Below are 11,890 nucleotides of genomic sequence, written 5' to 3' on the forward strand. Positions count from 1 at the left end.
TCATGAGTATCTGCCTATCCTTGACTCTCTATAGAGTACGTGTTAATAAGCAGTTACACAAAATTAGTTACAGTCTCCTGCCATTCGTTATTTTGATTTGAATCACAGTGGTTAGATATAGGGAGTCAGAATCAGCCGGGACCACTTGTTATTAACCCACTAAGCAGAATTTCGATATTTGTTATCGTTTTTTATCGATGTTTAGTAAAGTATGCGATATACCTGCTTCTATATCGTACTAGAGTCATTAGTTACCTGTTATCGAGGAAGATTTAAGCAACTTTCATTCTTACTAATCAATGATATGTTTAAAATTATTCGTGGTTACCTAGTAGCCATTTTTTTAAGCTAGATTTTAAATTTACAATTCTATTCACATTAAAAATATTAATATTTAATTCATAAGCTCTGGCTAATTCGCTATTATTTAAAGGGTAAAAAGTAACAAGAGCCGATTTACATTTTAGCCCTCCAAGTCGCTCTGCTAACGAATCAATTTTATAGAGCATGTCGGAGCCTCCGCCACTTTTAAACTTTTTAGTTTTACACTCAATAACGTGAAGTTTGTTATTAACTAGCGCAACAACATCTAGTTCATTTTTAATCGTTTTACCATTGACCGAACGCTCAATTTCAACACTGTGACCATCATCTTGCAGTTCTGGTATTTCAGCGCTTAAGTTACGAATGTAGCTAAAAGTGATTTCTTCAAGCCAACCTCCATTAGCAAAAAAACGCGTTTTTTCATTTTGAAAGTGTACTGATTTACCATCAACTTTAATTAGGGCTAAAGTTTCTAAATCACTTAGCAACCATTGTAATGATTCATCATTTAGCATGGCGTTATCTTGTTCCTTACTAATGAAAGTATCGCCATGGGTAAATTGGGCAAGATAGTTAAGTTTAGCCAAACCTGTTTGTAGTCTGTCAGCTTGCTTTAGCCAGTTTTCACCTATTACTCTTAAATCGGGCGCGATTCCATTTTTATTTTGCTGTGATTTTAATTTACAGCCATTAACGGAAAAGAATTCATGTAATTTAATTTTATCAGCAACCGGAGTTATTTCTTTATTTTCAGGGGATAGCCAACACAATGCATCGTATTTGGGTTCAACAATATAAATGTGGGCTCCATAAGCTCTTGCGACTTCAAAGGCGGCTAATATTTGATATCGTGTGCCGTTACTTGCATTTAGCCATGTATCACTAGGATGAGTTGCTTCTTGCTCAAATAGTTGCATAAAGTTAAATTTAATTTCTTCAGTATTAAATGTTGATGGTATTAGCCACTTTTCAACTTTATAACCTCTGATTTGAATAACTTTTTTAAGTTGTTCAACTTGCTCTTGCTGATGTTCTTCGTGAGCAATAATTACTCTGTCACTTGGGATATCCTTGTCAATAATAGGTGTAAGGTTAGCGGTAGGATCATCCCCAATTAAGCAAATATGTGATACTTTTTTATCGTTATTCTTCATTTTTATTATCACCATATTCTCGCCAAGAATTTAAAAATTTTTCTAACTCCTCATTTGTCTTTTTTGGCTTTCTAAGATGGATGTAGGGATTATTTTGACTGTCTTTCTGGCTAGGGATTATGGTCTTATTAATTTTAGGTCGAACATATATTCTCTGCGGATGAATAGGAACAAACCCTTTGGCGTCAATTGCGTTATGAAATGGGTTGTTATTAAACTTACCTGAAAACGTATCATCTTGGAGGTAGTTAGGCTTCTGTGCGATAACAGCTTCATCGCCAGCAAGTTGCAATAGCATCTCGTCTCTGTCCAAATCGAGTAGATCTGTTGCTTGGTTGTATCCGGTAATATTTGATATTTCGTCACAAGCTAGTTTGTTTGGGAAACCAAAAGCCTGAATCGCTTTGCAGTTGTTTAATAAGGTTTGCCAATTGTATGGGTAGAGCTGCTTTAGTTGATTGATGTCTTGCCAAAACGTCCATACTTGCATGCCATAGCCACGCAATAAGGTTACTGATTGCACTAACTCAGTAAGGTGTCCTAGTTGTGCTGCTTCATCTAGTATCATTAAAGTCGGTTTGGCAGGAGAACCGGGGCGTTTTAATATTAACCTAATTAATGTACCTATCCATAAGCGCAGTAATTTTCGGTGTGTGTACAGTTTGTCAGGGGGTAAAACTAAGTAAATAGTCATTGGTTTACCTGATATAAAATCAAGCAATGAAAAACTTGTGCTACCTATTGCTTCACCAACCGGCCCTTTTTGAATATGTTGCAAATGCTGCTTGGCTGTTGTTACTATTCCGCCAATTGTATTGTTTGCTACCGTATCCAGAATAGATGAATAGCCGTTAAATAAATTGTTAGTTTTTTTGTTTAAAACAGTAAACAATTCTCTTAATTTTTGCTCACTCTGATTGAGCAAGTCTGAAACTTTCTCTAAGTGTCTTTGTTCGTTACCATCAATTGCCACTACCCCAATTAAAGCGGCAATAACTCTATGTGCTGCGTGATCCCAAAAAGGATCTTTTGTATTGGTTTCTTCCACTAATAGAGCCGTTAATGCTGAACATTCGTCTAGCAATGCAGGCATGGCACCTTTATCAATAGCGATTAGATCTAAAGGGTTTAGGCAATCTCTCTTATCAGCATTAGTAACATTGAATGGATCTATAACTACAACCTTTTGTCCCATCTCTTTTCTATGTTCTGCTGTTACTGCATAATTTTCACCTTTGGGATCAATAACAACAGCTTGCCCTGTATAGTGCAGAAGATTTGGGATGACACAGCTAACCCCTTTGCCTGTGCCTGTTGCTGCAATGGTAGCAACATGTCCACCGGACTCTAAGATTACAGGGTCTAAAAAATCACTTGCTGGATGATTTGTTTGATTCGTTTGCACACCGTAATTAAAGCCAATAGGCTGTCGTTGATGTTCGTGCTCTAAAGACCAAGCTAACAAAAGTCCATCGTCGTTAAGCGTTTTTGGTGGTAATCGTGGGTTTGGCATTTTAGTCCTTCGCGCCATAAGTTATTAATATTAGGTAATTTAATTAATTCATTTCATACGCTCTTGAACTTTTATTACATATAAAACAAAAAAAACGGCAGTGAATATATACATAAAAAGAATGAATCCACTTTTCATATCATTATTTTGACCGAAGCTGTCTTCGTAGTGCAAAAAGTCAGGTATATCACTAGATGGTCTGAGTAATGTTAAACATCCAGGTACAACAAGAATTGTGGCTGTGAAAATTGCTGGCTTCACTGACTCGAAGGCTGCTTCAGCAGAATCACCGAAGCTTAATTTTTTAGTGGTAAAACCTAATAATCCCATTATTAAGCTTAATAGAACGCCAAAAATGGAGCATGCTAAACCAATAAGAGCGAGACCAAGGAATAAACTTAAAATCGAAATCACACTTGAATTCCTTTACTAACTGAAGCATTTTTTTGATAATTAATCTTAATATGTTTTAGCCAAAATTCAAGCTGACGGGCTGTTTATATTGTAATGTTTAAGATGAACTGTACTAACAATAATGATGATGTATTGCTTCTTTTTAGTCACAATTTTTATGGTGTTTTAATAAGGGGGCATTACTTGAAAATGGCTGCTAAGTTACAAATTCAATGAACGATATTGGCTGAAGTCGTCAGTGACAGTATCGTGAGTAAAGAGGTAAATATTGAGGAGAGTCAAAGATCAGTCGATCTACTGTTCCGGCTTTGTGTTCGTTGAAGAAACTCCAAGAATAAAAATCACTTATGCGAGTAAAGGTTCCGTTGGGGTAATAGAGCGTTATAGAACAGAGAGTTGAAATAAAAAAATAGTTTTTAGACTAAATTATTAATGATGAAACAGTAATTTAATTATAGGTATTAACAGGTGCTTTTACACTGTAATCAAAGTGTCTATACGTTTTGTATAAGTGAAAATAATTAAATATTCTAACTAGCTAAAATCAGAGTGATACTAGCTAACTTCGGAGGTACACTTACTTTTGAAGCCGTTTAATATCATCTCTCCAGTCAATAGTCAGCATTCTATGTTCAAATCTATTGGTGAAAATAAGCTAATGTCATAAAAATTAGAGGAATTCATCATGAGTTTGGGATTACTTTTCTGAACTTTACGATCGAAGTGAAGCGAAGAATAAGTTATTTAAATTGTAATTATAACAATTGATTAGCGATATCAAAAACAGTTGCGGCAAACCCTGAGTATAAAGCCCATATAAAAGGGTATATACCTATGATTGATATTAATTTGTCCTCTTTTTTACTATCCACAATACCATCAGCTACTTGAATAAATAGAATAAAAAAGATATCAAAAAGCAGAATATGCCATGATAAATGTCCATTTTCATCATTAGTAAAATAAAACAAACCGCCAATGCAAATGAAAATAGCAATAGATAATAATATGGCAGAAACGTAGTTCTTAAAAATTTGGAGGGTTAATTTTTCATCAGAAAGAAGAAATTTTAAAATAGAACTGAGTAGTTGAAATAAACTTTTTGCTATAAAAACAAATATCAGAAATAGAAAAAAACCAAAAATATAACCCATATCCCACCCGGAAATTGCTGTTATTTTGAACAGTATAGTAGACGAGAGTACCCTTTGTGAAATGTTACAGCATCGATAGGGTGGGCCATCTTATGTGAGTGGGTTGTCAGTTGTCAGGCTTTTCTCCCCCTTGCTCTCCTGTAGTAGCGCATTGCACCAAACCGTTCTTACTTAGATTAAAAAAGTATCTTGAAACCTTAAACGTTAGCTTACTCTGTCATAAACTTATCGTAACTATATTGGCACGAACCACATTTACTGTAATGGTATAGATAATTTGGCCATTCAACTGAAGGTTACATTGCGTTTTAGAGGGTAAATACAAACTGCTAAGCTTCGGGATATATCCATTTCAATTACGTTTTGGGGCAGAAATGAGCTTCACACGACCCTATCACTTTAGAACAAACACATCCGATCATCAAATATCATATTCAAGTCGCTCAATGTATTTGAGTAATCCCCTAGCCTGAATATCCTTGTCATAGCGGCCGTAGGTGATGTTTGGGTTTGCGTGGCCGACTAGTTCTTCACATGCTTTTGCTTGTGGCTATTGGGGTTAAGGGGTACTCCCCTTGCCCGAGTACCTATCCGACCTTTTTGGAACAAAAAGTGGGATAGGTACGTACCGGGTTACTATGTTGTCCCACTTTTTAAGTGGGCTAATCTTTTTCGCAGTCTAGACTGCGGTGACCAGCGTTTTTCGCACTCGCTGAGTGCTGTTTTACAAGCAATTGAGCCATGCCTCTAGCGCCTAGAGTTTCGAATTCTGCGCTATGGTATTAACAATCTCAAATACAGCCCTATAAACACGTCAAAACGACCACATACCGCTCTTGAGCTTATCTAGTTGCCAATAAATTAAAAATATTGCTCTCACTGAGAGCAAGAGCAAATGAATTTCGAAAACAGTTACTCTCACTGAGAGCGAGTGCAAATACATTTAAAAAACTTTTGCTCTCGCTGAGAGCAAGAGCAAACGAGTTTCAAAACGGGTTGCTCTCTGCTGTAGCGAAATTTTGACAGTTGTTCGTACCTCACTCGTTGTATTTAATGCTTTTTGTTGAAATGACATGTAGAAATAGTTTTTTAACCAAATCCAGCCTTACAGGTGAAATGCCCCAAGAAATCGGTCTTTTCTCATTGCGATATTTTTGTCTTTTTTGGCTCAAAGGGATCGATAAAAGGCTTGTGAGAAAGTCGAGATTTGACACTGCAGCGCCATCTCTCAGAGCGTTTTATAGGAATAATATCGCGTTAATACGACAGGAAATGAGTCCCAAATTCAGCGATATTTCTTCTTAACCTCATTGTCTGATATTGATTACCTATGTTTCGCGACCATTGCAGTCTTCATGGCATCCGTACTGCCACATTTGACACTATCACTGCCAGTTGTGACAGTAGCATTGCCATCACTGGCAGTAACACACCCTCACCTAACTATGGTGACACCATAGAATTCGAGAATTGATTGCTACAGGTTGTGACCGCTTGAAAGGTTTAATGAGCTGTGTATATGCCAAAAGTAGTCACAAGCACTTGAGGGCCCGTAATGCCGCCATTCATCAAAGGGAGGTAAATCTTCATGCTCGAGCGCGTCAAGCTATCAGCACCCTCGTAATGGCTGCAAGGTTAATGCTCAACATCGAGACATGTGGTTTTACCAAGTTTGGGGAAATAATGAGTGGGTTGAATGCAAAAGGCTTATAGGCACCCATGTGCGCTATAAGCCTCTTTTGAGAAATGGTTGATCTATTATGTTTTTACTTAAGCCTCCAGCCTGCCTTAAAGGCTGCTACAGGGTTGATTAAGGCCATATAGGTAATCATTAACGTCACATGCGTTTTAGTCGCATAGGTCCATTTAGCTTATGAGCTATGCTTTACCTACAAGCCGCTATCAGACTTGTTTTCAGCCAGTTTTTGGTTTTTTCGTTTTAATGCCGATTCGAGAGCGTTGTCTTGAGTCTGTTTGGCAATATCTATCGAGATGTCTCGAATTAAAGGTGAAAGCTTGTCGTTAAATGCTTCCAAAACCATGTTGAAATAATATTTACCTTTGCTGCTGTCCGCAGTCTGGAAGCGCATATAGATTTTCGATATCATTTGCTCTAACGGCTGAAGAGCCTGCGCGGTTATCTCTTTTAGACGCGCTAATAACGCCTGTTTTTTGCTAATATCATCATCGAGCTTAATGACCTGCTTATGCTTGGCTGTAGCCGCTTGATTTAGCTTATTCACTTCAGCATGTTTGTTTTCGACTTCAACACCTAATTGCTCACTTATAGACGCCTGCTCGTGAATAAACTCCTGCCCTTTCTCAATGTCAGTACAGATATCGTCGCGTTTAACGAGCAATTGTTTGTACTCCTTGTGTAATCCAGATGTTTTTTGTTGCCAATCAAGATTTTGTTTTTGTATCTCACTGTTTTCAGTCTGCAATTTCGCGAGGGTTTGCTCGCCATTTGAGATGTTATAAGTTATCGACTGGTACTGCTTATTCAGCACGCTTATCTGTTGCTGTAGCCATTCTATTTTGCGCGTGTAGAAATTAAATGGGCGCTGATGTTTTGGTAATTTAGCCTCTTTATTCATCGCTTTTCGCTTTGCAGACTGACGCTCAGATTCTGGTGAGAATTCAGCATTGAGGTCTTTTTCGTTAAACAGGTTTTCATTGATAAATTCATAAAACATCTGCTGCAGATAACTATAAACCTCACTGCTCTCGATATAATACAGTCGTCCAGACTCTGCGAGGCAATCTGCGCCATCACCGCGTTTTATCAAAAACTCATTGACACGTTTAATTTGAGACAGACGTAAATCATGCTCGCCTGTTAAACTGTTTTGACCAGAAATAAACACGTGAACATGACCGCCAGTGTTTTCCGTGGGTAGACGCTCATCATGGTGCAATGTCATGAGTTTAATGGGGTATTCAGGGAAGTATGTTTGCAGGTATAACTTCATCGATTCCATCATGCTTCTATGACTAATCACATCCGCGCCAACGCCATGTTTGATAGGAATTTTAAAGAGTATCTCTTGGAAATTAGTCGAGTTTAGGGTTTTGGGTTTATCAATGAGCGCATTATGTGAATTGATATATTTGATAAGTTGTTTGAGTTTTTGATTTTTTCTCGGCAGTTCAAACTGATTAAATTCAGCGCTAATCTCATTGACGTTGATAAAGACGGTGGACTCGATGCAGCTCGTCACTAATTTAGCAACGTGGTGAGGAAGTTTGTCATCTGCAATCCACGACTTCAATTTGGATTTTGCTTTCGATTTGGCTTTGCCTTTTTGCGCATAAGAAGCCGCACTCTGAGTGGTTTCACCCATGACATCAAATAAAATAGCTTCACGCTGTTCTGGCGAAATAGAATTAAGAGGAATAATACCATCTGGTGTATCTATCAGATTTGAATCCGATAGTGACTCATCCCATTCGACTTGAATTTCATCTTTCGTGCGCAGGTATTTTTGCATTTTTCCTAAATGGGTTAACCCGGCGACACTGGGGCAAGTAAGTCGCAGTGAATGTATCAGCGATGCCATTCCTGTGCGCCGACCTTTTTTGTTATAAGCAAAATTTATACATGAATAAAAGGCTCTAATAATACGCATTACGCCCCCTCCACATCAGTCTGTCCGAATAGCTGACCAATGCACTGCATTAGCAATTCAGGATGCTGGTGTAGCAGGCTTTTTAACTGCTCAGAAGTTAGCGAAATATCATTGTCTGGTGCGGAAGGTGGCGATTGAATCTGTTTGTTTTGAGGGTTAAACCGACCAAATACGCTAGAAAACTGCTTTGATACCTGAGCGACATTGTTCGGTGCATCTTGTGACATCCAGCGACCATAGTGAATATCTATCATCGCCGTCGAGGTATGCCCCATTTGCCTTGCAATCCACTCTTTTGATATGCCCGCGGTTAATGCTTGGCTCGCAAACGTGTGGCGTAACTGCCCCGCTCCACGATGGCTGATACCTGCAGCTTTCAGTAATGGTGCAAAATAGGTTTTGTTGAATTGTTTGGCGTGAATAAACGGCTTGTGGGTTTTGCTATTGTAAAAAACAGGTGAAAGCCGTTCAATTTTTTTGGTTTTATTATCTGCTTGCAAGACCGTTAAGTTAACGGTTTTTTTATGACCGGTTATCAAGTGTTGCTGTTGTAATATCCCAACCGCTGAATCGCATAATTCGACTATGCGAACTGAACCAGCGGTCTTTGGGGTCTTATAAATGTTATCAACCAGCGCGATTTTCACATGCAGCTGCGCTTTGTCTAAATTCACCGACTGCCATGTTAATGCGAGCAACTCACAAATACGCAGCCCAGTTAACACCCCAAGCTGAAACAGGTTTTTACCGCTTTCACACTCTACGGCCACCTGGTTCATCAAGCTTAACTCATTGAGCGTAAAAGGCTCAGGCTCACTGTGAATGACCTTGAGGTTACTAATACCCAACATAGGATTATGCGTAATCGCACCATCACGTTCTGCATAATTAAATACAGCACGCAAAATGATTAAGAACTCATTGATGGTTTTGTTCGCGTAATGTGTATCAAGCGTCTGGATGAGCTGCAGAACGTCACTGTGACTGACGGAGCAAATTGAACGATGACCAATCAACCTAGATAGTTTAGTGGCTTTACTGCGTTCAGAGCGCAATGTAGAAGGTGCTGCTTTGATTTTTCTAAATGCGAGGTATTTTTCTATAAATTGATTAACTGTTTGAGTCATTATCCCCAGGTCTGCAGCTTTGATTTAGCCTGCTTTATTCTTGGGAACAATAATACACTTCACAGTTATATAATCAACACCTATTTAATTGTAAGTTCATGATTTAAAATAAGTATATTGCCAAACTTTGATTTTGACAAGTTTATAGAAATCTTATCTGTGTCGTTAAAGTGAGTTAAGCCTAATGAAAAATATATCGCTACCTCATTAAGCCACCTTATGCTTTAAGTTTATTCAGTATCGATAGCTAATGCTTTCTCATCAGGCATTAAATCATGCACCGAGCACGATAAAACGCTGGCAATAATAAATACTTTTTCAAGGCTAATGCTCTTCTCTCCGCGCTCTACGATACCGATATAATTAAGGCTAAAGCCACACTGTTGAGACAGGTCTTTTTGAAGTAGTCCCTTTTCTTTTCTTTTTTCTGCTAGTTTTTTTCCAAACTCAGTCGCAATCTTTTTTTTCATTCTTATCTTGAAGACCAGAACAAAACACACTATAGTGTGTTTTGTGATAATTATTCACTTAGCTAATATCAGTTTGCCGCTGCCTTATTAGCTAAACTCCCGCCCACTGGTGCTTGCATCAGTGGGTTAACTTAATCACAACTCGAATCTATCACCGATGAAACAAGCTGAATTTATTAGAATACTTAACAGATATTGTTCCGATATCTTTCAAACAGAACAGTTATTAAAAGCACTTAAGTGGGACTCTAACTCATCTGAGAGTGTCGCCGTTCTGCGAAAATGCATGCATAACCACTTATACCGATTAGAACAAAAACAGCTTATAAAGCGGCTTTCTCCAAAAGGCAGCCCTAATGGCCAATTTGAAAAGCTTTTCAGTCAAGAAAGCACAACTAAAGTGCTCACCAAAAGACCTGAAGGTACTTCAAATAAGCACATAAACAACACGAGTACGCTCACAAGTCACTATAATGCACTACAGAAACATATCAAGCAGTTAAAGCATCAATTCGATGCATTTAAATCGCTTAGTGATAAGTTTGAGTCATGTCGCGCAATCATTAATCCCAAGCTCAAGAAGTTAGATGCCGAACTGTATAAAAAAAGCATTGAACTCAATGCGGTGAATGAGTTGATTAATGAAGTCAAAAAAAGGCAACTGATTTAGAAGTCATTATGTCGTTGAATTCTATTTTAGTGACCAATGAACACAGGCCACAGCATTGACTTGTCTAGCGACTTTTGGACAGAGAGTTCAAAAATAATTTTGTGAGAATTGTCATAAACATTAATCAGGCACTATAGTTTTAGAACAATTAACAAGGAGTGTTAAGAGGCAGCATGGAGCATATAGACTTGGGTTTGATTTTGGCAAGTATTGGATTATTGTGTGTTTTGTTTTCCATATTGTATTATTTATCATCAAACGATTAGCCTAACAAACTTGTCAGAACTGAGTATTTAATAGAAAACCTAACACTAGGGTGTCATCAAGCGAGCAACTTGTTCGCGTTTATGAGATTTTTTGAGTTAATAATATCAACAGTTAACACAAGCAAGGAAAAACGGCTTAACTGCCCTGGACAAAAACGTGTCAGTAGTCCCCCTCTGACACGTACCTGGACAAAAATGCGTTAGAGCTTAAGCTCTGAAAATGATTATTGGATTAGCGAAGTATGCAAATCTACGATGCGGTAACGCTTTGAATATGGGGCAAATACGAGCGTTTTGGCCGAAGGCCAGCGAGTATTTGTCCCAGTGAGTTTACGAACGACATAATTCATTTGTTAGCTTCAATGACTTTGAAGCTTGAATAAAGAGGGAATTCGTTATTACTTACTAAATCTCTAATCACTAATTCAACAGTGTATACCCCAACAGGATCTCCTAACTCAGCGATTAATCCGACCCTATCTACGGCTAATCCTAGCTGTCCTTCCGGCATCGCTGGTTTATTCTTCCATAGTTCTGTGTCTTTGATTTCTGTGTAAACAGAACCATCGGGTTTAACAATTCGATAATCTACTTCAGCTACGCAATTGCCTTTTTCATTGGCCTTACATCCATAAAATACTACCAATGCTTCAATAGGTTGCCCTTTTTCAACTTCCTCATCATTCGTTACGTAATAACCGTCAGTTGGTACTTCCCAGTTATCTAACATTTTTTGTGAGTTGGTGGTCATAAATACCATAGCCCCGAAATCACCAATGCCTCCTTGAAAGCTCCTTTCAGGGGCTATTTCGCCATTTTCGTACCACTGTTCAGATATAGCCGAAAAAGAAACAATAGAAATAAAGAAAATTAAAAATTTCAAGAAACCTCCATTTTGAAGCTAACAGCTTATTCAATAGCAGCACAATAATGTTCCAGGCTGCTCAATTCAAACTTCAAAGGTACCACCGCTAAGTCCTTGTTGTAAATTGAATATTTTCGAGAATATGTAAGTATTGCTCAAAATACTGCCGGAAAAAGAATGCGTCTTTGTTTACGAGGTCTATACAACACTTTAAAAAATTTCGCAGTAGATTGATATGTATGGGTTTTCTCGAATGTTACAAAATTATCGATGCGTAAAAAGCTCATTTTACGCATCCTTTGGC

General features: G+C 38.0%; 9 protein-coding genes. 1 reads left to right on the forward strand and 8 read right to left on the reverse strand.

The genetic code is table 11. The features are described from left to right. Positions 1 to 314 precede the first annotated feature (314 nt). From Q4546_RS18675 to Q4546_RS18705, 7 genes are all read right to left on the reverse strand, one after another. Complete coding sequence (locus tag Q4546_RS18675; protein ID WP_303446824.1) at positions 315 to 1,478, reverse strand: DUF1887 family CARF protein; 1,164 nt, start codon at positions 1,476 to 1,478, stop codon at positions 315 to 317. Continuing rightward, positions 1,468 to 2,991: a type IV secretory system conjugative DNA transfer family protein gene (locus Q4546_RS18680; protein ID WP_303446825.1), complete on the reverse strand. Its 1,524-nt coding sequence runs from the start codon at positions 2,989 to 2,991 to the stop codon at positions 1,468 to 1,470. Before Q4546_RS18680 ends, Q4546_RS18675 begins: the two co-directional genes overlap by 11 nt. A gap of 48 nt (positions 2,992 to 3,039) precedes the next feature. After that, on the reverse strand, positions 3,040 to 3,405 hold the full coding sequence (locus Q4546_RS18685; RefSeq protein ID WP_303446826.1) for a hypothetical protein: 366 nt from the start codon (positions 3,403 to 3,405) through the stop codon (positions 3,040 to 3,042). 755 nt (positions 3,406 to 4,160) lie between these two features. After that, positions 4,161 to 4,559, reverse strand: coding sequence for a hypothetical protein (locus tag Q4546_RS18690; protein WP_303446827.1), 399 nt, complete (start codon positions 4,557 to 4,559; stop codon positions 4,161 to 4,163). Positions 4,560 to 6,448: 1,889 nt separating this feature from the next. After that, complete coding sequence (locus Q4546_RS18695) at positions 6,449 to 8,119, reverse strand: hypothetical protein (RefSeq protein WP_303446828.1); 1,671 nt, start codon at positions 8,117 to 8,119, stop codon at positions 6,449 to 6,451. Between the two features lie 68 nt (positions 8,120 to 8,187). Further along, positions 8,188 to 9,315: a tyrosine-type recombinase/integrase gene (locus tag Q4546_RS18700; protein ID WP_102519583.1), complete on the reverse strand. Its 1,128-nt coding sequence runs from the start codon at positions 9,313 to 9,315 to the stop codon at positions 8,188 to 8,190. A gap of 230 nt (positions 9,316 to 9,545) precedes the next feature. After that, positions 9,546 to 9,785 (reverse strand): helix-turn-helix domain-containing protein, encoded by a 240-nt coding sequence (locus tag Q4546_RS18705; protein WP_102440054.1) that lies wholly within the window; start codon positions 9,783 to 9,785, stop codon positions 9,546 to 9,548. 157 nt (positions 9,786 to 9,942) lie between these two features. Here Q4546_RS18705 and Q4546_RS18710 point away from each other — a divergent pair, with 157 nt between their 5' ends. After that, complete coding sequence (locus Q4546_RS18710; RefSeq protein WP_102519582.1) at positions 9,943 to 10,455, forward strand: hypothetical protein; 513 nt, start codon at positions 9,943 to 9,945, stop codon at positions 10,453 to 10,455. Between the two features lie 612 nt (positions 10,456 to 11,067). Here the strand turns inward: Q4546_RS18710 and Q4546_RS18715 are convergent. Further along, entirely contained in the window at positions 11,068 to 11,604 is a 537-nt protein-coding gene (locus Q4546_RS18715) for a hypothetical protein (protein ID WP_102530788.1), read from the reverse strand. Positions 11,605 to 11,890 lie beyond the last annotated feature (286 nt).

The organism is Shewanella sp. 4_MG-2023 (assembly GCF_030548015.1).
Lineage (GTDB): Bacteria > Pseudomonadota > Gammaproteobacteria > Enterobacterales > Shewanellaceae > Shewanella.

Excerpts from the sequence above, each read along its gene's own strand:
- Q4546_RS18695 (WP_303446828.1), bottom strand. The coding sequence starts at position 8,119 with ATGGCATCGCTGATACATTCACTGCGACTTACTTGCCCCAGTGTCGCC.
- Q4546_RS18675 (WP_303446824.1), bottom strand. The coding sequence starts at position 1,478 with ATGAAGAATAACGATAAAAAAGTATCACATATTTGCTTAATTGGGGAT.
- Q4546_RS18710 (WP_102519582.1), top strand. The coding sequence starts at position 9,943 with ATGAAACAAGCTGAATTTATTAGAATACTTAACAGATATTGTTCCGAT.
- Q4546_RS18690 (WP_303446827.1), bottom strand. The coding sequence starts at position 4,559 with ATGGGTTATATTTTTGGTTTTTTTCTATTTCTGATATTTGTTTTTATA.
- Q4546_RS18705 (WP_102440054.1), bottom strand. The coding sequence starts at position 9,785 with ATGAAAAAAAAGATTGCGACTGAGTTTGGAAAAAAACTAGCAGAAAAA.
- Q4546_RS18700 (WP_102519583.1), bottom strand. The coding sequence starts at position 9,315 with ATGACTCAAACAGTTAATCAATTTATAGAAAAATACCTCGCATTTAGA.
- Q4546_RS18680 (WP_303446825.1), bottom strand. The coding sequence starts at position 2,991 with ATGCCAAACCCACGATTACCACCAAAAACGCTTAACGACGATGGACTT.